Origin of the sequence: Paraburkholderia tropica (assembly GCF_014171495.1) — a bacterium.
GTDB lineage: Bacteria > Pseudomonadota > Gammaproteobacteria > Burkholderiales > Burkholderiaceae > Paraburkholderia > Paraburkholderia tropica.
In genome coordinates this window covers 2,323,976-2,346,522 of sequence record NZ_CP049134.1, presented here as the reverse complement: position 1 = coordinate 2,346,522, position 22,547 = coordinate 2,323,976, and the positions used below count along the sequence as shown (strand labels likewise).

Below are 22,547 nucleotides of genomic sequence, written 5' to 3'. Positions count from 1 at the left end.
CTTATTTCCCTGAAGTGGTCAGCGGTTCGCGCGAGCGATGCAATTCGAGCTGCGTCTCGTTGAAACGCGAATACTCGCGCTGCCAGTCCGACGGCTGCTGCACGTGGTTGACCTGCACGGCGGTCACCTTGTACTCGGGGCAGTTGGTGGCCCAGTCCGAGGCGTCGGTGGTGATGACGTTCGCGCCCGATTCGGGGAAATGGAACGTCGTGTAGACCACGCCCGGCTGCATGCGCGTGCTGACCTTCGCGCGCAGCACGGTCTGGCCCGCGCGCGATTCGATGCCCACCCAGTCGCCGTCGCGGATACCGCGATCGTCGGCGTCGACGGGATGGATCTCCAGCCGGTCCTCTTCGTGCCAGCGCGAGTTGTCGGTGCGGCGCGTCTGCGCGCCCACGTTGTACTGCGACAGAATGCGGCCCGTCGTGAGCAGCAGCGGGAAGCGCCGCGTAACTTTCTCCGGCGAAGCGATGAACTTCGTGATGACGAACTTGCCCTTGCCGCGCACGAAGGCGTCGATGTGCATGATCGGCGTGCCGTCCGGCGCGTCTTCGTTGCAGGGCCACTGGATGCTGCCCATTTCGTCGAGCCGCGCATACGAGACGCCATGGAAGGTCGGCGTGAGACGCGCGATTTCGTCCATGATCTGCGACGGATGCGTGTAGTCCATCTCGTAGCCGAGCGCGCGCGCGAGCAGGATCGTCGCTTCCCAGTCGGCGTAACCGGCGATCGGCGGCATGACCTTGCGCACGCGCGAGATGCGGCGCTCGGCGTTCGTGAAGGTGCCGTCCTTTTCGAGGAACGACGAACCCGGCAGCAGCACGTGCGCGTACTTCGCCGTTTCGTTCAGGAAGATGTCCTGCACGACGATGCATTCCATCGACGAGAGCGCCGCCGCCACATGCTGCGTGTTCGGATCGGACTGGACGATGTCTTCGCCCTGGCAGTAAAGACCCATGAAGGTGCCGTCGAGCGCCGCTTCGAACATGTTCGGAATGCGCAGGCCCGGCTCGCTTTGCAGCGTGACCTGCCAGGCGTCTTCGAACAGCGCGCGCGTCGTGCTGTCGCCGACGTGGCGATAGCCCGGCAGTTCGTGCGGGAACGAGCCCATGTCGCACGAACCCTGCACGTTGTTCTGGCCGCGCAGCGGGTTCACGCCCACGCCTTCGCGGCCGATGTTGCCCGTAGCCATCGCGAGGTTGGCGATGCCCATCACCATCGTCGAGCCTTGTGCGTGTTCCGTCACGCCGAGGCCGTAATAGATCGCCGAGTTGCCCGGCTGCGCGTAGCGCCGCGCGGCCGCGCGCACGAGCGCGGCGGGCACGCCCGTGACGGCTTCCATCGCTTCCGGCGCATTCTCCGGCAGCGCGACGAAATCGCGCCACTGCTCGAACGCGCGCGTCTCGCAGCGCTCGGCCACGAAGGCTTCGTTCACGAGCCCTTCGGTGACGATCGTGTGGGCGAGGGCGTTGACCATCGCCACGTTGGTGCCGGGGCGCAGTTGCAGATGATGCTCGGCCTTCACGTGCGCAGTATCGACGATATCGATGCGGCGCGGATCGACGACGATCAGCTTCGCGCCCTGACGCACGCGCCGCTTCAGACGCGAGCCGAACACCGGATGGCCGTCGGTCGGATTCGCGCCGATCACCATGATCACGTCCGAGTGATCGACCGACGCGAACGTCTGCGTGCCCGCCGATTCGCCGAGCGTGGTCTTCAGGCCATAGCCCGTGGGCGAGTGGCACACGCGCGCGCAGGTGTCGACGTTGTTGTTGCCGAACGCGGCGCGCACGAGCTTCTGCACGAGATAGGTTTCCTCGTTCGTGCAGCGCGACGAGGTGATGCCGCCGATCGAATCGCGGCCATGCTTGGCCTGGATGCGGCGGAACTCGCTGGCCGCGTAGGCGATCGCTTCTTCCCAGCTCACTTCGCGCCACGGATCGGTGATCTTCGCGCGAATCATCGGCTTCTTGATGCGGTCCTTGTGCGTGGCATAGCCCCACGCGAAACGGCCCTTCACGCAGGCATGGCCTTCGTTCGCCTGACCGTTCTTGTGCGGCACCATGCGCACGACCTGGTTGCCCTTCATCTCGGCCTTGAACGAGCAGCCGACGCCGCAATACGCGCAGGTCGTGACCACCGAATGTTCGGCCTGGCCGAGCATCACCACGCTCTTTTCCTGCAGCGTCGCGGTCGGGCAGGCGGCGACGCAGGCGCCGCACGACACGCATTCCGAATCCATGAACGCTTCGCCCGCGCCGGCCGCGACGCGCGATTCGAAACCGCGCGCGGCGATGGTCAGCGCGAACGTGCCTTGCGTTTCCTCGCAGGCGCGCACGCAGCGGTTGCAGACGATGCACTTCGACGGATCGTAGGTGAAGTACGGGTTCGATTCGTCCTTCTGGTTCTTCAGGTGATTCGCGCCGTCGAAGCCGTAGCGCACTTCGCGCAGGCCCGTCACGCCCGCCATGTCCTGCAGTTCGCAGTCGCCGTTGGCGGGGCAGGTGAGGCAGTCGAGCGGGTGATCGGAGATGTAGAGCTCCATCACGTTGCGGCGCAGTTTCTGCAGACGGTCGGTTTGCGTGCGCACCTTCATGCCCGCTTCGACGGGTGTCGTGCACGACGCCGGGTAACCGCGCCGCCCTTCGATTTCGACGAGACACAGACGGCACGAGCCAAACGGTTCGAGCGAGTCGGTCGCGCAGAGCTTGGGCACGTTGACGCCGGCTTCGATCGAAGCGCGCATCACCGAGGTGCCTGCCGGAACCGTCACGGACTGACCGTCGATTTCGAGCGTGACGTCGACATCGGCGTGGCGCAGCGGCGTGCCGTAGTCGGTGTCGTCGAAGGGCGAGCGGGCGTTGGCTTTGTTCATTGCCGCGCTTTTGCAGGCGCAATTGCCGGAACCGCAACCACCGGCTTGGGACATGAGCGTGTCGGACATGGTGGTTCCTCGTTCAGGCGGCCGCGTTCGGTTGCGCGACGGGTTCGAGACCGAAATCTTCCGGGAAGTGATTGAGCGCGGAGAGCACGGGGTAGGGCGTCATGCCGCCCATCGCGCAGAGCGAGCCGGACACCATCGTGTCGCACAGATCGCGCAGCAGCGTGACCTGCTTTTCCGATGTGTCGCCGCTACGGATCTTCGCGATCACCTCGACGCCGCGCGTCGAGCCGATGCGGCAGGGCGTGCACTTGCCGCACGATTCGAGCGTGCAGAATTCCATCGCGTACTGCGCGAGACCGGCGAGATTGGACGTATCGTCGTGCACGACGAGACCGCCGTGGCCCACGACCGCGCCGACTGCCGCATACGCTTCGTAGTCCATCGGAATATCCCACTGGCTCTCGGGCAGATAGGTGCCGAGCGGCCCGCCCACCTGCACGGCGCGCGCCGGGCGGCCGCTGGCGGTGCCGCCGCCGTAGTCGACCATCAGTTCGCGCAGCGTCACGCCGAACGCGAGTTCGACGAGGCCGCCGCGCGCGATGTTGCCCGCGAGCTGGAACGGCAGCGTGCCGCGCGAGCGGCCCATGCCGAAGTCCTTGTAGAACGCCGCACCCTTCGCGAAGATGATCGGCACGGTGGCGAGCGTGATGACGTTGTTGATGACCGTCGGCTTGCCGTAGAGACCGGCGAGCGCGGGCAGCGGCGGCTTCGCGCGCACGACGCCGCGCTTGCCTTCGAGCGATTCGAGCAGCGCCGTTTCCTCGCCGCACACATAGGCGCCCGCGCCTTTGGCGACGAACAGATCGAAGCGCTTGCCGCTGCCGAGGACGTTGTCGCCGAGCCAGCCCGCGACGCGCGCGCGGCGGATCGCTTCTTCGAGCGCGGCGATCGAATGCGGATACTCGCTGCGCACGTAGATATGGCCGATCGTCGCGCCCACGGTGAGGCCCGCGATCGTCATGCCTTCGATCAGCACGTAGGGATCGCTTTCCATCACGAGACGGTCGGAGAAGGTGCCCGAGTCGCCTTCGTCGGCATTGCAGACGATGTACTTCTGGTCGGCCTGCGCCTGCGCGACGGTGCGCCACTTGATGCCGGCGGGGAAGGCCGCGCCGCCGCGTCCGCGCAGACCCGATTCGACGAGCGCTTCGCAGGCGTCGGCGCTCGTCATCGTGAGCGCGTTGCGCAGGCCGTCGAGGCCGCCGTGCGCGACGTAGTCGTCGGTCGAGAGCGGGTCGGTGATGCCGATGCGCGCGAAGGTCAGGCGCTGCTGCTTGCGCAGATACGGAATCTGTTCGACGAGGCCCACGCCGCGTGCGTGCTGGCCGCCTTGCACAAAGTTCGCGTCGAACAGCCCGGCGACGTCGTCTTCCTCGACGTTCGCGTAGCCGACGCGGCCGTCGGCCGTCGCTACCTCGACGAGCGGTTCGAGATAAAGCAGACCGCGCGAGCCGTTGCGTACGAGTTCGATGTCGATGCCGCGCGCGGCGGCTTCGCGTGCGATGGCCGCGGCGATGTCGTCCGCGCCGAGCGCGAGCGCCGATGAATCGCGGGGAACGTAGATGCGCGTCATGCGGCCTCCTCGGTGCGCACGACGGCGGCCAGCGCCTTCGCGAGCAGTGCGTCGAACTTCTGCGGGCTTACTTTTGCGTGCAACGTGCCGTTAATCATCATGGCGGGCGAGAGCGCGCACTGGCCGAGGCAATAGACCGATTCCAGCGCGACGTCGCCTTCGTGCGCCTGGTGCGCGTGTTCGTCGCCGTGACCGTGCTGCGCGCCGAAGCGGCAACCGGTGCGCGCTTCCACGTGCTGCGCGAGCGCTTCGCTGCCCATGCTGCGGCACGCTTCGGCGCGGCACAGTTGAACCGTGACGGGCGCGGGCGGCGTGGTGCGGAAGTGGTGGTAGTAGGTCAGCACGCCGTGGACTTCGGCGCGTGAGAGATTCAAGGCTTTTGCGAGCGGCGCGACGGTGGCCGGCGGCACGAAGCCGGTCTCGTCCTGGATCGCATGCAGGATCGCAATCAGGTTGCGGCCGGGCTGCGCGTGCCGTTGCACGAGGGCATCGGGTGCGATGGCCTGTGACCCGGCGGTCTGGGTTGTCTCGTCCATTGTGGGGCTCCTCCTGGCACATATATGCACTTGTTATTCATAAAGTGTGCATCTATGCTGGGGTTGTCTCGTTGTATGGACGAACAATAGGCCCGTAGAATGGCGGACGCAATAGGAAGGAAGACTTCATAATGATCAAGGTGGAGTGCCAGGCGCAACTGGTCGTGCGCGACGCGGATGGCCGCGAGGCAAGCCTGACGGACGTTGTACCGCTGCTCGCGCTCGTCGCGGAGGAAGGCAGCATCGCGCAGGCCGCGCAGCGTAAGGGTTTGTCCTATCGCCATGCGTGGGGTTTGTTGCGTGAAGTGGAGGAGCGTCTGGGCGGCGCGCTGATCGCGAAAGCGCGCGGGCGCGGTTCGGTGCTATCGGAACTCGGCGAGGCGGTGCTGCGTTCGCAGCGGCTGTGCGGCGAGCGACTTCAGGGCAATCTGCAGGCGCTCGCGAGCGAAGTGGCGAGCGACCTCAATCGATGGCTCGCGCCGGACGTGCAGGATCTGCGCATCCATGCTTCGCACGGCTACGCGGTGGCCACGCTGGTGACGGCGCTGGTCGGCGATCAGGTGCCGGTAGAGATCAAGTACCGCGACAGCGCCGACGCCATTTCGGCACTCGCGCGCGGCGAGTGCGATCTGGCGGGCTTCCATCTGCCGCGCGGCGATTTTCGCGAGGCGTGCGCCGACGCGTATCGCAACTGGCTCGACCCGCAGCGTCATGTGCTGATCCATCTCACGCGGCGCAAGCAGGGGTTGTTCGTCGGACGCGGCAACCCGCGTCAGGTGACGGGCCTCGCCGATCTCGCGCGCGGCGATATCCGCTTCGTAAACCGGCAGCCAGGCTCGGGCACGCGCATGCTGATCGATCTGCTGCTGACGCGTATCGGCGTCGATCCGGAGCGTGTGAACGGTTATGCCTCGTCGGAACTCACGCACTCGGCGATTGCGGCCTTCGTCGCGAGCGGCATGGCGGACGTGGGCTTCGGCGTGGAGCCGGCCGCGCATCACTTCGGCCTCGACTTCATTCCGATCGTCGACGAAGACTATTTCTTCGCCTGCGATCGCGGGCAGCTCGAACGCGAGCCGCTCGCCGCGGTGCTCGAGTTGTTGCGCGGCGCGCCGTTCCGGCAAGCGGTGGCGCAACTCGAAGGCTACGATCCCGACACTTGCGGCGACATCGTGCCGCTCGACGAAGGCTGGGCGGGCGCGCGCTGACATGTGCCGGCCGAGGCCTCGCCGGCCGCGCGCTGTAATACGACGCAACATGTCCAGCGGGTGGGGCTGCAGAGTGCGGCGCTTTTTGTGATACTTTCAGACCGTATAGGTTCTTCCGTTCCAGATGCGCGTTGAGCGCGCCGATCGACCATGAAATTCCTGCTTAATGTTTGTGCAGCCGCCGCGACCGCGGGTGTGCTGTTCGCCACCGTCAACGTCGCCTTCGCGCAGAACTCGCCGGGCGTGCCGGGCGGCATCCTCGACGACGAGTTCAAGTTCAACGCGCATCCGCAGATGCAGTTCGCGGCATCGGCGCCGGATGCCAAATATCAGCACGGCAAACCGACTTCCGCGCGTAAAAAGGGCGATCTCGGCGATCCGAATGGCTGTAATCTGCAATGCCCGCAGGACAATTGATATTTTTATGACAATTTAGTGAAAGCCGGTGCGATTGAGTTCGATTGAATTCGATTCGCGCCGGTTTTGATTTATCGCAGAATATTGCGATGCAAAAACAAAAAACTCGCGAAGCTTGTAAAAGCTTTCGCGAGTTTTTTGTTTGTGCGCAGAATTTTGGTGGAGCCGGCGGGAATCGAACCCGCGTCCAGAAGCAGTCCATAAACAGTTCTACATGCGTAGTTCTGTCTTTTGATTTAACCGGAGCGACGCGGACGAACACGCTGCGCTACGGCGATTCACTAAATTTTCGACTCTGGCGTCGTGACGCCGACAGAGCTTAACTGACGTATATGACCTCTGGCGGTATTGCTACCGGTCTTGCGACACTAGCCCGTCAGTGAGCCAGGCAGAGGACGGCGGCCCTTAGGCTGCCAGTGCGAACGTTTCGTCGTTTGCAGTTACGTTTTTCCCATTGATTAACGAGGTGACGGGTCCTCGGCATGCCCTGCCTACTTCATAACCCCTGTCGAAACCAGGTCGGCCCCAGAGGAGGGACAATTATCCCATAGTTCGCGAGATGAGGCGAACCGCGCCCATTTCAAGGGGCGCGGGTGCGGTTTCTTTCGACGCGCAGATGTTCCTGGGGATGGATCAGTCGCGGCGGCCGACCGGCCGCAGCAAGGCGAGCAGGGTCTCGGCGGTATCGGCCAGATAGTCGGCGTTCCACTGCGCGGGCGGCTCGACATTGCCGCAGTAGCCGTACGCGGCGGCGATCGTGGCCATGCCGGCCGCGTGGCCCGCCTGGATGTCGCGCAGGTCGTCGCCGACATACACCACGCGGTGCGGCGCGATGCCGAGCGTCTCGGCCGCATGCAGCAGCGGGGCCGGATGCGGCTTCGAGTAGGGCGTGGTGTCGCCGCTCACGACGCTGGCCGCGCGCGTGTCGAGATGCATCAGTTTCACGAGCGGATCGGTCAGACGCGCAACCTTGTTGGTGACGATGCCCCAGAGCACGCCGCGCGCGTCGAGGTCGTCGAGCACCGCGTCGATGCCGGGGAACAGCGCCGTTTCCACGCGCAGATTGGCCGCATAGTTCGCGAGGAATTCCTCGCGCATGGCGGCGAACTCGTGGTCGTCGGGACCCACGCCGAAGGCGCCGCCGATCAGGCCCCGAGCGCCCGCCGAGGCGAGCGGACGCAGCTTCTCGTAGGGCGCGGGCGCAAGGCCGCGCGCGTGGCGCATCTGGTTGACGGCGGCGGCGAGGTCGGGCGCCGTGTCGGCGAGCGTACCGTCGAAGTCGAACAGCACGGCGTCGCAGGCGGCGAGCGCGGCGACGTCGCGCGGCGCGGACGGGGTATCAAGCGGGGTCTGGGTCATGTCGGAATGTGACGGGCGCGGCGCTTCAGGCTTCGCGCCGGCAGGCGATCATGTAGTTGACGCTGGAGTCGTTCGAGAGCGCGAAGTGGCGCGTGATCGGGTTATACGTGATGCCCTTGATCTCGGCCGCGTTCAGCCCGGCCTGACGCACGAAGCTTGCAAGCTCCGAGGGGCGGATGAAGCGCGCGTAATCGTGCGTGCCCTTGGGCAGCATCTGCGCAATGTATTCCGCGCCGATCACGGCGAGCAGGTAGGACTTCACGTTGCGGTTGAGCGTGGAGAAGAACACCCAGCCGCCCGGCTTCACGAGCGTCGCGCACGCCTTGACCACGCTTAGCGGTTCCGGCACGTGTTCGAGCATTTCCATGCAGGTGACCACGTCGAACGAGGCGGGCTCGCGTGCCGCGATCGCTTCTGCTGCGATCTCCTCGTATTCCACCGTGATCCCACTCTCAAGACTGTGCAAATCGGCGACGCCGAGCGCTTCGCTCGACAGGTCGATGCCTTTGACGTTCGCGCCAAGACCGGCCATCGACTCCGACAGAATGCCGCCGCCGCAACCGATGTCGAGCACGCGCTTGGACGGCAGGTGCGCGTGGCTGTCGATCCAGCCGAGACGAATGGGGTTCAGCTCGTGCAGCGGCTTGAACTCCGCATTCGGGTCCCACCAGCGATGAGCAAGATCGCTGAATTTCTGTAGTTCGTGGGGATCGGCGTTGGTCATGTCGAAGCGGCCTGAGGCGCGGTAGAAGGTGGGCGAAAACAAACCCCGAGTATATAGGCGTGCAGGGAAGGGGGCAAAACCGGGGGCAAAACGGCCGTTGCGGCGCGGTGGACCGAGCTGGACGTTACGCATGACTTCGCTGCGCGTTGTGCGCAGATCGCGTCATGTAGCCTGAGCGTAGACGGCGCGGCAATAAAAAAGCCCCGCCGAAGCGGGGCTTTTGAGTCGTACAGCCGTAGCGCGCGATTACTGCTTTTGCGTGCCGACGACTTCGACTTCCACGCGGCGATCCGGTGCGAGGCACGAGATCAGCTGCTTGCGGTTCTTCTGGTTGCAGCCAGTCGTAACCGGGTTGCGCTTGCCCTTGCCTTCCGTGTAGATACGCTCTGCCGGGACGCCCTTGCTGACCAGGTACGACTTGACGGCTTGCGCACGGCGCAGCGACAGACGGTCATTGTAGGCAGCCGAACCGATGCGGTCCGTGTAGCCCGTAGCAACGACGACTTCGAGGTTCAGAGCCTGGATCTTGCCTGCCAGATCGTCCAGCTTTTCCTTGCCAGCCGGCTTCAGGATAGCCTTGTCGAAGTCGAACAGAGCGTCGGCTTGATACGTGATCTTTTGGCTCGTGATGGCCGGCGGCGGCGGAGCGACCGGCGGCTGCGGTGCCTGGGCGACCAGTGCGCCATCGCACTTGGCGTTAGCCGTGGCCGGCGTCCAGAACGCGTCGCGCCAGCACAGTTCGTTCGTGCCGTTCATCCAGACGTATTCGCCCGTGCCGTTCACCCAGTTGTCATTGACGGCTTGTCGCGACGCCGGCACCGATTGTGCCTGTGCGCTTGCAGCGACTACTGCGGTAGCTGCAATGAACGCGAGCTTTGAAAAGTTATTCATATTTCTCCTCTCGAAATTGAGATTACCGCAGGTTTACTGCGAGCCATATGACGAAGACAAGTCATACATTGCTCGAAGTATAACATTGGCACGTTGTGGGGCACGTCTTGTGTAGACTTCGAGCGGTGTCTAACTTTGTGCGTTGGCATTTTGCCATATCGTTCCCTTCCAACGATAAAAAAAATCCGCCCCTTTCATTGCGGCTCGTCGAATGTGGTACACCCGCAACAAAAAGTTCCCGACGAATCTCCTGGTAGTGTGCCTGGTTGTTTGCCTGCCAGTGTGTCTCGAAATTGGCCGCCTGTCGCGCGGTCTCGTGTCGCCACTGAGGTCCTTTCGCAACGGCGCTGCGCATTGTCGGTCATATGAGGCAATCGTGCGTTCCGTGTGACGTGGTAGATAACAATTCTTTACAGATCGCGCGCGCATTCCCTGTTCGCGCAGTCGGTTTCATTGCCGCACGCCTGCGCGGTTTACGTCTGCTCCACACCCCGTCGCACGCTCAATCTCATTAGCGCCGTTTTGAGCCGTTCCAGGTCACCCCTCTAATAGGTATACGTGGAGCGCTTCGAGTCGGCGGGCGGGGGTGCCGCGCATGATAGAATCGGAAGATTGCGCTGCGTCCGCGGCGTCCATGCGACAGCAAGGGCGTGTTGCGATGCATCCAGGCTACCCGCCCGTCAGGCATTGGCAGGTGAGGCCCTAGCATCGCGCGTGCCCGATAACGACATCGATAATGGATCAATTCGCCAAAGAGACTCTGCCTATCTCCCTCGAGGAGGAAATGCGCCGCTCGTATCTCGATTACGCGATGAGCGTGATCGTCGGGCGGGCGCTGCCGGATGTGCGAGACGGCCTCAAGCCGGTGCACCGGCGCGTGCTGTACGCGATGCACGAGTTGAACAACGACTGGAACCGCGCGTACAAGAAGTCGGCGCGTATCGTCGGCGACGTCATCGGTAAATACCATCCTCACGGCGATACGGCGGTGTACGACACCATCGTGCGTATGGCGCAGAGCTTCTCGCTGCGCTACATGCTGGTCGACGGCCAGGGCAACTTCGGTTCGATCGACGGCGACAACGCCGCGGCCATGCGTTACACCGAAATCCGCATGGCGAAGATCGGCCACGAACTGCTCGCCGACATCGACAAGGAAACCGTCGACTTCGGGCCGAACTACGACGGCAGCGAAAGCGAGCCGCTGATCCTGCCCGCGCGCATTCCGAATCTGCTGATCAATGGCTCGTCGGGTATCGCGGTCGGTATGGCCACGAACATCCCGCCGCACAACCTCAACGAAGTGGTCGATGCTTGCCAGCATCTGCTGAAGAATCCGCAGGCCACGATCGACGAGCTGATCGAGATCATCCCCGCGCCGGATTTCCCGACCGCCGGCATCATCTACGGCGTCGCCGGCGTGCGCGACGGCTATCGGACGGGCCGCGGCCGCGTCGTGATGCGCGCTCTTACGCACTTCGAAGAGATTGATCGCGGTCAACGTATGGCGATCATCGTCGATGAACTGCCGTACCAGGTGAACAAACGTTCGCTGCTGGAGCGCATCGCCGAGCTGGTCAACGAGAAGAAACTCGAAGGCATTTCCGACATTCGCGACGAGTCCGACAAGAGCGGTATGCGCGTCGTGATCGAGCTCAAGCGCGGTGAAGTGCCCGAGGTCATTCTCAACAACCTCTATAAGGCGACGCAGCTGCAGGACACGTTCGGCATGAACATGGTCGCGCTGGTGGACAACCAGCCGAAGCTGCTGAACCTCAAGGAAATGCTCGACCATTTCCTGTCGCACCGCCGCGAAGTGCTCACGCGTCGCACGGTCTACGAACTGCGCAAGGCCCGCGAGCGCGGCCACGTGCTCGAAGGCCTCGCGGTCGCGCTCGCGAACATCGACAGCTTCATCGAGATCATCAAGGCTGCGCCTACGCCGCCGATCGCGAAGCAGGAGTTGATGAACCGTTCGTGGGATTCGTCGCTCGTGCGCGAGATGCTCCAGCGTGCTGAGCAGGAAAACGCATCGGCCGGCGGCCGTGACGCGTATCGTCCGGAAGGGCTCAACCCGCTGTATGGCATGCAGGGCGACGGTCTCTATCGTCTGTCCGACACGCAGGCGCAGGAAATCCTGCAAATGCGTCTGCAACGCCTGACGGGTCTGGAGCAGGACAAGATCATTGGCGAGTACCGCGAAGTCATGGCGCAGATCGCCGACCTGCTCGACATCCTTGCGCGCCCCGAGCGCGTAACGACCATGATCTCCGACGAACTCACCTCGATCAAGAGCGAATTCGGCGATGCCCGCCGCTCGAAGATCGAGATGAACGCAACGGAACTGAACACCGAAGATCTGATCACGCCGCAGGACATGGTCGTGACCATGTCGCACGCCGGTTACGTGAAATCGCAGCCGTTGTCCGAATATCGCGCCCAGAAGCGCGGCGGTCGCGGCAAGCAGGCGACCTCCATGAAAGAGGACGACTGGATCGACACGCTGTTCATCGCCAATACGCACGACCACATCCTGTGCTTCTCGAACCGTGGCCGCGTGTACTGGGTGAAGGTGTATGAAGTGCCGCAGGGCTCCCGCAACTCGCGAGGTCGTCCGATCGTGAATATGTTCCCGCTGCAGGACGGTGAGAAGATCACGGTCGTGCTGCCGGTCAAGGAGTTCTCGGCGGACAAGTTCGTGTTCATGGCGACGGCGCTCGGCACCGTCAAGAAGACGCCGCTGGAAGCCTTCAGCCGCCCGCTGCGCAAGGGTATTATTGCGGTCGGCCTGGACGACGGCGACTACCTGATCGGCGCGGCCATCACCGACGGTCAGCACGACGTCATGCTGTTCTCCGACGCCGGCAAGGCCGTGCGCTTCGACGAGAACGACGTGCGCCCGATGGGCCGCGAGGCACGCGGCGTGCGCGGCATGCAGCTCGACGACAGCCAGCAGGTCATCGCGCTGCTGGTGGCCGGCGACGAGCAGCAGTCGGTCCTTACCGCGACCGAAAACGGCTACGGCAAGCGCACCCCGATCACGGAATACACGCGTCATGGCCGCGGCACGAAGGGCATGATCGCAATCCAGACGTCGGAGCGTAACGGCAAGGTGGTTGCGGCCACGCTGGTCGACCAGGAAGCCCAGATCATGCTGATCACGAACACGGGCGTGCTGATCCGCACGCGCGTCTCGGAGATCCGTGAAATGGGCCGTGCAACGCAAGGTGTTACACTCATCAGCCTTGACGAAGGCACGAAGCTCTCCGGCTTGCAGCAGGTCGCCGAGGCCGACGCCGACGGCGATCTGGCCGAAGGCGAGGGCGAAAGCGAAGAGTAAGGCTGAGCCCGTAGTACAGGACGGCCCGCGTGAGCGGGCCGCTTCGTGTCCAGCGTCCCAGCCGGTGCGCTCGCGTATAAAATCGCGCGGGCGCCGGACGGCGAAGATGGGCGGCCACGGTACTGAATGATGGTGCTGAATGACGCCGGGTGGATTGGGCGGCGGGCGCGAAAGGCGCGCCCCGCGATCCGCGCGGCTGGCAGTTCGATTAATTTCTCTGAGGGAGTAATGATGCAAAAACGATTCAAGCAGGTTTTGTTGCTGGCCGCTCTCGTGCCGACGTTTGCCATGGCTCAGGCGCTCCAGAACCAGGCGCCCGAACAGGCACCGGCCGCTGCCGCAGCACCGATCGATCCGGCGAAGCAAGCCGCGATCAAGGACCTGCTCGACGCAATCGACGCACAGAAGCTCGTCGGCGCGATCGGCAACAGCGCACAGATGCAAGCCAAGCAACTCGTCCCGGCAATCCTGTCGGACGCGCTGTCGGAAAACAAGACGATGACGGACAAGCAGAAGCAAGCTTCCGTCCCGTCGCTGCAAAAGAACGCCGTGCCGAAGCTGGTTGACTCGGCAGGTCAGGTCTTCGCGACCGACTCGTTCAAGCAGGACGCGATGCAAGCTCAGTACGAAGCTTACGCAAAGTACTACAGCACGTCGGAAATCAAGGACCTGACCTCGTTCTACCGCAGCCCGACCGGCCGCAAGTTCATCCAGGTTCAAGACCAGGTTGGCCGCGACGTCGTCAACGGTCTGATGCAGAAGTACATGCCGCAGTCGATCAAGGCAACGCGTGACCAGGCCGACAAGGAAGTCGCGTCGGTCAAGCCGGCTAAGTAAGTCAGCATCGTCAGCATCACCGGTGCGCCTCTCTTGGGGCGCGATCGGGCACGATGCGTCGCCGTCCCCGGCGAGCCCGCGTTGGCGGGTTCCCGGCGACAATGCGATAATGGCCGTTTGCGCGATAGCAGCGCAAACGGCCTTTTCTTTTTCTGGCGCATCCCGGCGTCCTCAGCCGCCGCGCCTGCCTCGGGATCTCCTTACGATGCGCGTCTTCAACTTCTCCGCCGGACCGGCAGCCTTGCCGGAAGAGGTGCTCCGCCAGGCCGCCGATGAAATGCTCGACTGGCATGGCAGCGGCATGGGCGTGATGGAAATGAGCCATCGCGGGCCGGAATTCATGCAGATCCACAGCGAAGCGCTGCTCGATCTGCGTGAACTGATGCAGGTACCCGCGAGCCACCAGATCCTCTTTCTGCAAGGCGGCGGCATCGGCGAAAACGCCATCGTGCCGCTGAACCTGTTCGGCTCGAAGCCGCGCGCGGACTTCGTCATCACCGGTTCGTGGTCGCAGAAGTCGCAGAAGGAAGCGCTCAAGTACGGCGCGTCGCACATCGCCGCCACGGGCCGCACCGAGGCCGGTTTCACGCATGCGCCGCAAAAGAGCGAGTGGCAGCTTTCCGACGATCCCGCTTACGTGCATCTGTGCACGAACGAGACGATCGACGGCGTCGAGACCTTCGAGATTCCCGATCTGGGCGACATCCCGCTCGTGGCGGACGCGTCCTCGCACATCCTCTCGCGCCCGATGGACATCGCCAAATACGGCGTGCTCTACGGCGGCGCGCAGAAGAACATCGGCATGGCGGGCGTCACCGTCGTGATCGTGCGCGAGGATCTGCTCGACCGCGCGATGCCGATCTGCCCGTCGGCGTTCGAATGGAAGACCGTCGCCGCGAACAATTCGATGTTCAACACGCCGCCCACCTACGCGATCTACATCGCGGGGCTCGTGTTCAAGTGGTTGAAGCGCCAGGGTGGCCTCGAAGCCATCGAAGCGCGCAATATCGAGAAGTCCCAGTTGCTCTACGACACGATCGATTCGAGCAGCTTCTACATCAACAAGGTGGAGCGCCGCGCGCGCTCGCGGATGAACGTGCCGTTCTTCCTCGCCGACGAAACACGTAACGATGATTTCCTGGCCGGCGCGAAAGCGCGCGGGCTGGTGCAGCTGAAGGGCCACAAGTCCGTCGGCGGCATGCGGGCGTCGATTTACAACGCGGTGCCGCTCGAAGCAGTGCAGGCACTGGTCGAGTACATGAAGGAATTCGAGGCAAAAGCCTGACCTCGCGTCGGGCGGCGCCTGCCGCGCGCGCAGCTCACGCCGCGCGCCTCCTTTCAGATTGCCGGTTTCACGCATGGACGACGAACTCAATTCCCAACTCAAGCCGCTGCGAGAGCGTATCGACGCTCTCGACGCGCAGCTCATCTCCCTCCTGAACCAGCGCGCTGCTGTCGCGCTCGAAGTCGGCGAGGTGAAGAAGCATTTCAACGCGCCCGTGTTCCGTCCGGAGCGCGAGCTGCAGGTGATCGAACGCCTACAGAACCTGAGCGCGGGTCCGCTCGGCAACGAGCACATCAGCGCCATCTGGCGCGAGATCATGGCCGCGAGCCGCTCGCTCGAAAAGACCATTTCGGTGGCCTATCTCGGGCCGGTCGGCACGTATAGCGAACAGGCGGTCTACGGTTACTTCGGTCAGTCGATCGAAGGTCTGCCGTGCCCGTCGATCGACGAGGTGTTCCGCGCGGTCGAGGCGGGCAGCGCCGAATTCGGCGTCGTGCCGGTCGAGAATTCGACCGAGGGCGCGGTGTCGCGCACGCTCGACCTGTTCCTGCAGACGCAGCTCTCGATCGGCGGCGAAATCGCGCTGCCGATCCAGCACAACCTGATGACGCAAAGCGGCAAGCTCGCGGGCGTGACGCGCGTGTGCGCGCATCCGCAGGCGCTCGCGCAGTGTCAGCACTGGCTGACGGCGAACGCGCCGCATCTGGAGCGTCAGGCCGTGTCGAGCAACGCGGAAGCCGCGCGTCTCGCGGCGGAAGATCCGACCGTCGCGGCCATCGCGGGCGAGCGCGCGGCCACGCATTACGGCCTGCTGATTGCCAACGCGCTGATTCAGGACGACCCGCACAACCGCACGCGTTTCGTGACGATCGGCAAGCAGCCGGCGGGCGTGTCGGGCCACGACCAGACGTCGATGATCGTCTCGGTGAAGAACGAGCCGGGCGCGGTCTACAAGCTGCTCGAACCGCTCGCGCGCCACGGCGTTTCGATGACGCGTTTCGAGTCGCGTCCGGCGCGTGTCGGCACGTGGGAGTACTACTTCTACATCGACTTCGAAGGCCATCGCGACGAACCCGCCGTGGCGGCCGCGCTCGACGAGCTCGGCAAGAAGGCGGCGTTCCTCAAGATTCTCGGTTCGTATCCGCGCTCGCGCTGAGTGCGCCGAGCGTTCGTGCGGCGCGCGCAGGCGCGCCTTCGCTGATTCAAGTCGATGTCACGTCGATGATGCCGCGCCGCCGCACGCGAGCGGCCCTGGAGAGACACGCATGACCCAGCCATTTGGCCCTTCCTATGTGCGCGCGATCGCGCCGTATGTCGCCGGCAAGCCGATTTCCGAAGTCGCCCGCGAGTTCGGACTCGACGAGGCGCGCATCGTCAAGCTGGCGTCGAACGAGAACCCGCTCGGCATGCCCGCGTCGGCGCAGCGCGCCATCGCGCAGGCGGCGGCCGAACTCGGCCGTTATCCGGACTCGAACGCGTTCGAGCTGAAGGCCGCGCTCGCGGCGCGTTACGACGTGCCGGCCGAGTGGATCACGCTCGGCAACGGCAGCAACGATATTCTCGAAATCGCCGCGCACGCGTGCGTGGAACGCGGTCAGTCGATCGTTTATTCGCAGTATTCGTTCGCGGTCTACGCGCTTGCGACGCAAGGGCTCGGCGCGCGTCACGTGGTGACGCCGGCCGTGCAGTATGGCCACGATCTCGACGCGATGCTCGCGGCCATCGCCGACGACACGCGCCTGATCTTCGTCGCCAATCCGAACAATCCGACCGGCACGTACATCGACGGCGCTACGCTCGAAGCGTTCATCGCCAGGGTGCCACGCGAGGTCGTCGTGGTGCTCGACGAGGCCTACACGGAATATCTGGCGGCGGACAAGCGCTACGACTCGATCGCGTGGGTGCGCCGCTATCCGAACCTCGTGGTGTCGCGCACGTTCTCGAAGGCTTACGGGCTCGCGGGCCTGCGCATCGGTTTCGCGATCGCGCAGCCGGCGCTGACCGATCTGCTGAACCGTCTGCGCCAGCCGTTCAACGTGAACACGCTCGCGCAGGCCGCGGCGGTCGCGGCGCTCGGCGACACGGCATTTCTCGAACAGAGCGCCGCGCTCAACGCCGAGGGCTATCGCACGCTCACGGCGGCCTTCGAGCGCATGGGCCTCGACTACGTGCCGTCGGACGGCAACTTCGTGCTCGTGCGCGTCGGTCAGGACGATCAGGCGGGCGAGCGCGTCAATCTCGGCTTGCTCAAGCAGGGTGTGATCGTGCGTCCGGTCGGCGGCTACGGTCTGCCGCAATGGCTGCGCGTGACGATCGGCCTCGCCGACGAAAACGCCGCGTTCCTCGCGGCGCTCGAACGCAGTCTGGCCCCGGCATGAGCACGCCACTTTTTCTCGATCCGGTGATGGCGTGAGCGCGTTTCCCTTTAGCAAACTGGTGATTTTCGGTGTCGGCCTGATCGGCGGCTCGCTGGCGCGCGGGCTGCGCGAACGCGGCGCCGTGCAAGGTCAACGCGGTCAGGTGATCGGCGTGGGCCGTCGCGCGCATTCGGTCGCGCGCGCGCTCGAACTCGGCGTGATCGACGCGGCCGCGACGCTCGACGACGAAGCGGCGCTCGCCGCCGCGCTCGACGGCGCCGACATCGTGTTGATCGCCGCACCGGTCGCGCAGACCCAGGCGCTGCTCGAACGCATCGCGCCGCATCTCCAGCCGCAGACGCTGATTACCGATGCGGGCAGCACCAAGAGCGACGTGATCGCTGCCGCGCGCGCCGCGCTCGGCGAACGCATCGACCAGTTCGTGCCGGGCCATCCGATCGCGGGCCGCGAGTCGAGCGGCGTCGAGGCGGCGCTGCCCGACCTCTACGTGGGCCGCAACGTCGTGCTGTGTCCGCTGCCGGAAAATACGCCGGAAGCGGTGGAGCGCATCGCCGCGATGTGGCGCGCGACCGGCGCCGTGATCGGCCAGATGAGCGCTGCGCAGCACGATCGCGTGTTCGCGTCGGTGAGCCATCTGCCGCACGTGCTGTCGTTCGCGCTCGTCGACCAGATTCTCGACACGCCTGACGCCGAGCTGAAATTCTCGTTCGCGGCGGGCGGTTTCCGCGACTTCACGCGCATCGCGGCGTCGAGTCCCGAAATGTGGCGCGACGTCTGCCTCGCGAACCGCACGGCGCTGCTCGCCGAGCTGGACGCCTACACTGAAGTGCTGGCGAAGTTGCGCGCGGCCATCGACGCCGGCGACGGCGCGGCGCTCGAAACCGTGTTTGCGCGCTCGCGCGCGGCGCGCGAGGCGTGGCAGGAGCGCGGCGGCAAGAAGCTCGCGCAGGCGACGCCCGAAGCGGACGGCGCGAAGTAAAGCGGCAAAGCAAGCGACAAAGCAAGCGACAAAGATAGCGAACAGTAGTCAAGCATCAGCCATGCGGCGCGGCGCAGTCCCGCGTCACGCCGCACCATCAGGACACGTCATGGAACACCTCGATCTCGGACCGTTCACCCGTGCGTCCGGCACGATCCGTCTGCCCGGCTCGAAGAGCATCTCGAACCGCGTGCTGCTGCTCGCGGCGCTCGCCGAAGGCGAAACCACGATCACGAATCTGCTCGATTCCGACGACACGCGCGTGATGCTCGACGCGCTCGAAAAGCTCGGCGTGAAGCTCAAGCGCGAAGACGACACTTGCGTCGTGCAAGGCACGCGCGGCGCGTTTACGGCGGTGCGCGCGGACCTTTTCCTCGGCAACGCGGGCACGGCGGTGCGTCCGCTCACGGCGGCGCTCGCGGTCAACGGCGGCGACTACCGCATCCACGGCGTGCCGCGCATGCACGAGCGCCCGATCGGCGATCTGGTCGACGGCCTGCGCCAGATCGGCGCAAAGATCGACTACGAGGAGAACGAGGGCTATCCGCCGCTGCGCATCCGTCCGGCGCAGATCGACGTCACGGCGCCGATCAAGGTGCGCGGCGACGTGTCGAGCCAGTTCCTCACCGCGCTGCTGATGACGCTGCCGCTCGTGCGCGCCAAAGACGGCGTGACCATCGTCGAGGTGGATGGCGAGCTGATTTCCAAGCCCTATATCGAGATCACGATCAAGCTGATGGAGCGCTTCGGCGTGAAGGTCGTGCGCCACGGCTGGCATCGCTTCGAAGTGCCGGCGGGCGTGCGTTATCAGTCGCCGGGCAAGATCATGGTGGAAGGCGACGCCTCGTCGGCGTCGTATTTCCTCGCCGCGGGCGCCATTGGCGGCGGCCCGCTGCGCGTGGAAGGCGTGGGACGCGCGAGCATTCAGGGCGACGTCGAGTTCGCGGCGGCGCTCATGCGCATGGGCGCGAACGTCACGGTCGCCGACGACTGGATCGAGGTGCGCGGGATCGGCAACGATCACGGCAAGCTCGACCCCATCGACATGGACTTCAACCTGATTCCCGACGCGGCCATGACGATCGCCGTCGCCGCGCTGTTCGCCGACGGCGCGACCACGCTGCGCAACATCGCGAGCTGGCGCGTGAAGGAAACCGACCGCATCGCGGCGATGGCCACGGAATTGCGCAAGGTCGGTGCGGACGTGGAGGAAGGGCCCGATTACCTGATTGTGCGTCCGCCCGCGAAACTTACGCCGAACGCGGCGATCGATACCTACGACGATCACCGCATGGCCATGTGCTTCTCGCTCGTGAGCCTCGGCGGCGTGCCGGTGCGCATCAACGACCCGAAGTGCGTCGCCAAGACGTTCCCCGATTATTTCGAGCGCTTCCTCGCGCTCGCCCAACCTTGAATCTCTTTAAGTCGCCGAGTCTCGCTGCCGAATGAAATCGACCCGTCCCTTTTATCCGACGCCCGTCATCGCGATCGATGGCCCGACCGCTTCCGGCAAAGGCACGGTGGCCACGCTGGTCGCCGCGCACCTCGGCTTTCACCTGCTGGACAGCGGTGCGCTGTATCGCCTGGCGGCGCTCGCCAGCATGCGCTACACGATCGCCGCCGATGATGCCGACGGCCTGGCGAAGCTGATCGACGACCTCCACATCACGTTCCGCGAGGGCATGGCCCAGCTCGACGGCGTGGACGTGTCGAACGATATCCGCGCCGAGGAAGTGGGCAACCGCGCCTCGATGATCGCCGCGCATCCGTCCGTGCGCACCGCGCTGGTGGCCCGTCAGCGGGCCTTCCGCAAGCTGCCCGGGCTCGTGGCCGACGGCCGCGACATGGGCACCGTGATCTTCCCGGATGCCGGTTTGAAGGTGTTCCTGACGGCCAGTGCGGAGGCCCGCGCGGCTCGCCGGTATAAGCAATTGATCCAGAAGGGATTTTCTGCTAATATGGATGACTTGCTCCGGGATTTGCGTGAGCGCGACGCGCGCGACAGTAACCGCGCGGCCGCGCCGCTCAAGCCTGCGGCGGATGCGAAGCTGCTGGACACCTCGGCGCTGACCATCGACCAGGCGGTCGAACAGGTCGTGCAGTGGTATCAGCAAGCCAGCGAACTGCGGAGTGAGCTGCGCTCAGTGCGGCAGGACGCGCACGGCAAATCGCAGTAAGAACGCAGTACAGCAGTTGCAGTAAATGTAGTGGTGCCCTGCTGGGAAGCAGGGCGTGTCTTAACCCTTTAACCCCGTATGGCTTTTGCATCCGTGCCACGAGCGTAAGCGCTCCGGCCTCAACGCCCAACCGGCCTGGAACAGGCTGGAAGCGCAGCAGAAACCATGCAAATCCAGATTTTTATGTCCGACCTGCAAACCTCCACCCCGAATACCGAATCTTTTGCGGCTCTGTTCGAAGAGTCGCTGACCCGCCAGGACATGCGCGCCGGCGAAGTGATTTCCGCCGAAGTCGTGCGCGTCGACCACAACTTCGTGGTCGTCAATGCTGGTCTCAAGTCCGAAGCCTATATTCCGCTCGAAGAATTCCTGAACGACGCGGGTGAAGTGGAAGTGCAGGCGGGCGATTTCGTTTCCGTCGCGATCGACGCGCTGGAAAACGGCTACGGCGACACGATCCTGTCGCGCGACAAGGCGAAGCGTCTCGCTTCGTGGCTGTCGCTGGAAAAGGCTCTCGACAACAACGAACTCGTGACCGGCACGATCACGGGCAAGGTCAAGGGCGGCATGACCGTCATGGTCAACGGCATCCGCGCGTTCCTGCCGGGTTCGCTGGTTGACACGCGTCCGGTCAAGGACACGACGCCGTACGAAGGCAAGACGCTCGAATTCCGCGTCATCAAGCTCGACCGCAAGCGTAACAACGTCGTGCTGTCGCGCCGCGCAGTGATCGAAGCCACGCAAGGCGAAGAGCGCGCAAAGCTGCTCGAAACGCTGAAGGAAGGCGCGATCGTCAACGGCGTGGTCAAGAACATCACCGACTACGGCGCGTTCGTGGACCTCGGCGGCATCGACGGCCTGCTGCACATCACCGACATCGCATGGCGTCGCGTGCGTCACCCGTCGGAAGTCCTGTCGGTTGGCCAGGAAGTCACCGCCAAGATCCTCAAGTTCGACCAGGAAAAGAACCGCGTTTCGCTCGGTATCAAGCAACTGGGCGACGATCCGTGGGAAGGCATCTCGCGCCGTTACCCGTCGGGCACGCGCCTGTTCGGTAAGGTCACGAACATCACCGACTACGGCGCATTCGTCGAAGTCGAATCGGGCATCGAAGGCCTGGTTCACGTGTCGGAAATGGACTGGACCAACAAGAACGTTGCTCCGTCGAAGGTTGTCCAGCTGGGCGACGAAGTCGAAGTCATGGTCCTCGAGATCGACGAAGACCGCCGCCGCATCTCGCTCGGCATGAAGCAGTGCAAGCCGAACCCGTGGGATGACTTCAGCCGCAACTTCAAGAAGGGCGACAAGCTCCAGGGCGCGATCAAGTCGATCACCGACTTCGGCGTGTTCATCGGTCTGCCCGGCGGCATCGACGGTCTGGTTCACCTGTCGGACCTGTCGTGGTCGGAAGCTGGCGAAGAAGCCGTCCGCAAGTACAAGAAGGGCGACGAAGTCGAAGCCGTGGTTCTGGGCATCGACGTCGAGAAGGAACGCATCTCGCTCGGCATCAAGCAGCTCGAAGGCGACCCGTTCAGCAACTTCGTTGCTGTCAACGACAAGGGCTCGACGGTTGACGGCGTGGTCAAGTCGGTCGACGCAAAGGGTGCAGTTATCACCCTGAACGCTGACGTCGAAGGCTACCTGCGTGCTTCGGAAATCGCGCAAGACCGCGTGGAAGATGCTCGCAACGTGCTGAAGGAAGGCGACAAGGTCAACGCGATGATCATCAACATCGATCGCAAGTCGCGTGGCATCAACCTGTCGATCAAGGCCAAGGATTCGGCTGAGACGCAGGAAGCCCTGCGCAGCATGTCGTCGGACACGGGTGCGGCTGCTACCGGCACGACCAACCTCGGCGCGCTGCTGAAGGCCAAGCTCGACGGCCAGAACCAGTAA

17 protein-coding genes and 1 other RNA gene are annotated in these 22,547 nt (G+C 64.4%); 11 read left to right on the top strand and 7 right to left on the bottom strand.

The window, feature by feature from the left end:
- Nucleotide 1: 1 nt before the first annotated feature.
- The 3 genes from fdhF to G5S35_RS10535 are packed head-to-tail and all read right to left on the bottom strand — an operon-like array spanning nt 2 to nt 5,056.
- On the bottom strand, nt 2-2,947 hold the full coding sequence (gene fdhF / locus G5S35_RS10545; protein WP_183038278.1) for a formate dehydrogenase subunit alpha: 2,946 nt from the start codon (nt 2,945-2,947) through the stop codon (nt 2-4).
- Between the two features lie 13 nt (nt 2,948-2,960).
- The gene (locus G5S35_RS10540; RefSeq protein WP_065058268.1) at nt 2,961-4,520 is read right to left on the bottom strand and encodes a formate dehydrogenase beta subunit; all 1,560 of its coding nucleotides are present in this window, start codon (nt 4,518-4,520) and stop codon (nt 2,961-2,963) included.
- A complete protein-coding gene (locus G5S35_RS10535; protein WP_074983914.1) occupies nt 4,517-5,056 on the bottom strand; it encodes an NAD(P)H-dependent oxidoreductase subunit E in 540 nt (179 codons plus the stop codon). The genes G5S35_RS10540 and G5S35_RS10535 overlap by 4 nt, the downstream gene beginning before the upstream one ends.
- Before the next feature lie 131 nt (nt 5,057-5,187).
- Between G5S35_RS10535 and G5S35_RS10530 the strand changes: the two genes are divergently transcribed.
- Both G5S35_RS10530 and G5S35_RS10525 read left to right on the top strand, forming a co-directional pair.
- Nucleotides 5,188-6,264, top strand: a complete 1,077-nt coding sequence (locus G5S35_RS10530) for a substrate-binding domain-containing protein (RefSeq protein ID WP_065058270.1) — start codon at nt 5,188-5,190, stop codon at nt 6,262-6,264.
- Nucleotides 6,265-6,414: 150 nt separating this feature from the next.
- Nucleotides 6,415-6,681, top strand: a complete 267-nt coding sequence (locus tag G5S35_RS10525) for a hypothetical protein (RefSeq protein WP_074983912.1) — start codon at nt 6,415-6,417, stop codon at nt 6,679-6,681.
- A 157-nt stretch (nt 6,682-6,838) separates the two neighbouring features.
- On the opposite strand, the gene ssrA is transcribed toward G5S35_RS10525, so the two are convergent.
- The 4 genes from ssrA to ompA all read right to left on the bottom strand — a co-directional run bounded on the left by ssrA (nt 6,839) and on the right by ompA (nt 9,655).
- Nucleotides 6,839-7,208, bottom strand: a transfer-messenger RNA (tmRNA) gene (gene ssrA / locus G5S35_RS10520).
- A gap of 106 nt (nt 7,209-7,314) precedes the next feature.
- Complete coding sequence (gene gph, locus G5S35_RS10515; RefSeq protein WP_065058272.1) at nt 7,315-8,040, bottom strand: phosphoglycolate phosphatase; 726 nt, start codon at nt 8,038-8,040, stop codon at nt 7,315-7,317.
- A 25-nt stretch (nt 8,041-8,065) separates the two neighbouring features.
- Nucleotides 8,066-8,764: a bifunctional 2-polyprenyl-6-hydroxyphenol methylase/3-demethylubiquinol 3-O-methyltransferase UbiG gene (gene ubiG / locus G5S35_RS10510; protein ID WP_183038277.1), complete on the bottom strand. Its 699-nt coding sequence runs from the start codon at nt 8,762-8,764 to the stop codon at nt 8,066-8,068.
- Between the two features lie 246 nt (nt 8,765-9,010).
- Nucleotides 9,011-9,655, bottom strand: a complete 645-nt coding sequence (ompA, locus tag G5S35_RS10505; RefSeq protein ID WP_065058274.1) for an outer membrane protein OmpA — start codon at nt 9,653-9,655, stop codon at nt 9,011-9,013.
- A 736-nt stretch (nt 9,656-10,391) separates the two neighbouring features.
- On the opposite strand from ompA, the gene gyrA reads away from it, so the two are divergent.
- The 9 genes from gyrA (at nt 10,392) to rpsA (ending at nt 22,547) form a co-directional block, all read left to right on the top strand.
- Nucleotides 10,392-12,995: a DNA gyrase subunit A gene (gene gyrA, locus G5S35_RS10500; protein WP_074983909.1), complete on the top strand. Its 2,604-nt coding sequence runs from the start codon at nt 10,392-10,394 to the stop codon at nt 12,993-12,995.
- Nucleotides 12,996-13,226: 231 nt separating this feature from the next.
- The gene (locus tag G5S35_RS10495; protein ID WP_065058310.1) at nt 13,227-13,832 is read left to right on the top strand and encodes a DUF2059 domain-containing protein; all 606 of its coding nucleotides are present in this window, start codon (nt 13,227-13,229) and stop codon (nt 13,830-13,832) included.
- 205 nt (nt 13,833-14,037) lie between these two features.
- Nucleotides 14,038-15,117 (top strand): 3-phosphoserine/phosphohydroxythreonine transaminase, encoded by a 1,080-nt coding sequence (gene serC / locus G5S35_RS10490; RefSeq protein WP_065058276.1) that lies wholly within the window; start codon nt 14,038-14,040, stop codon nt 15,115-15,117.
- A 73-nt stretch (nt 15,118-15,190) separates the two neighbouring features.
- Nucleotides 15,191-16,273, top strand: coding sequence for a prephenate dehydratase (gene pheA, locus G5S35_RS10485; protein WP_065058277.1), 1,083 nt, complete (start codon nt 15,191-15,193; stop codon nt 16,271-16,273).
- A gap of 109 nt (nt 16,274-16,382) precedes the next feature.
- Entirely contained in the window at nt 16,383-17,495 is a 1,113-nt protein-coding gene (gene hisC / locus G5S35_RS10480) for a histidinol-phosphate transaminase (RefSeq protein WP_074983906.1), read from the top strand.
- A 31-nt stretch (nt 17,496-17,526) separates the two neighbouring features.
- Nucleotides 17,527-18,474 carry a prephenate dehydrogenase gene (locus G5S35_RS10475; RefSeq protein ID WP_183038276.1) on the top strand — a complete coding sequence of 316 codons (948 nt, stop codon included), beginning with the start codon at nt 17,527-17,529 and terminating at the stop codon, nt 18,472-18,474.
- Nucleotides 18,475-18,583: 109 nt separating this feature from the next.
- Nucleotides 18,584-19,888, top strand: coding sequence for a 3-phosphoshikimate 1-carboxyvinyltransferase (gene aroA / locus G5S35_RS10470; protein ID WP_065058280.1), 1,305 nt, complete (start codon nt 18,584-18,586; stop codon nt 19,886-19,888).
- A gap of 31 nt (nt 19,889-19,919) precedes the next feature.
- Complete coding sequence (gene cmk / locus G5S35_RS10465) at nt 19,920-20,651, top strand: (d)CMP kinase (protein ID WP_065058281.1); 732 nt, start codon at nt 19,920-19,922, stop codon at nt 20,649-20,651.
- 165 nt (nt 20,652-20,816) lie between these two features.
- Entirely contained in the window at nt 20,817-22,547 is a 1,731-nt protein-coding gene (gene rpsA, locus G5S35_RS10460) for a 30S ribosomal protein S1 (protein ID WP_065058282.1), read from the top strand.

Excerpts from the sequence above, each read along its gene's own strand:
- G5S35_RS10525 (WP_074983912.1), top strand. The coding sequence starts at position 6,415 with ATGAAATTCCTGCTTAATGTTTGTGCAGCCGCCGCGACCGCGGGTGTG.
- aroA (WP_065058280.1), top strand. The coding sequence starts at position 18,584 with ATGGAACACCTCGATCTCGGACCGTTCACCCGTGCGTCCGGCACGATC.
- pheA (WP_065058277.1), top strand. The coding sequence starts at position 15,191 with ATGGACGACGAACTCAATTCCCAACTCAAGCCGCTGCGAGAGCGTATC.
- rpsA (WP_065058282.1), top strand. The coding sequence starts at position 20,817 with ATGCAAATCCAGATTTTTATGTCCGACCTGCAAACCTCCACCCCGAAT.
- G5S35_RS10495 (WP_065058310.1), top strand. The coding sequence starts at position 13,227 with ATGCAAAAACGATTCAAGCAGGTTTTGTTGCTGGCCGCTCTCGTGCCG.
- G5S35_RS10535 (WP_074983914.1), bottom strand. The coding sequence starts at position 5,056 with ATGGACGAGACAACCCAGACCGCCGGGTCACAGGCCATCGCACCCGAT.
- gph (WP_065058272.1), bottom strand. The coding sequence starts at position 8,040 with ATGACCCAGACCCCGCTTGATACCCCGTCCGCGCCGCGCGACGTCGCC.
- serC (WP_065058276.1), top strand. The coding sequence starts at position 14,038 with ATGCGCGTCTTCAACTTCTCCGCCGGACCGGCAGCCTTGCCGGAAGAG.
- fdhF (WP_183038278.1), bottom strand. The coding sequence starts at position 2,947 with ATGTCCGACACGCTCATGTCCCAAGCCGGTGGTTGCGGTTCCGGCAAT.
- cmk (WP_065058281.1), top strand. The coding sequence starts at position 19,920 with ATGAAATCGACCCGTCCCTTTTATCCGACGCCCGTCATCGCGATCGAT.
- ubiG (WP_183038277.1), bottom strand. The coding sequence starts at position 8,764 with ATGACCAACGCCGATCCCCACGAACTACAGAAATTCAGCGATCTTGCT.
- G5S35_RS10540 (WP_065058268.1), bottom strand. The coding sequence starts at position 4,520 with ATGACGCGCATCTACGTTCCCCGCGATTCATCGGCGCTCGCGCTCGGC.
- ompA (WP_065058274.1), bottom strand. The coding sequence starts at position 9,655 with ATGAATAACTTTTCAAAGCTCGCGTTCATTGCAGCTACCGCAGTAGTC.
- G5S35_RS10530 (WP_065058270.1), top strand. The coding sequence starts at position 5,188 with ATGATCAAGGTGGAGTGCCAGGCGCAACTGGTCGTGCGCGACGCGGAT.
- hisC (WP_074983906.1), top strand. The coding sequence starts at position 16,383 with ATGACCCAGCCATTTGGCCCTTCCTATGTGCGCGCGATCGCGCCGTAT.
- gyrA (WP_074983909.1), top strand. The coding sequence starts at position 10,392 with ATGGATCAATTCGCCAAAGAGACTCTGCCTATCTCCCTCGAGGAGGAA.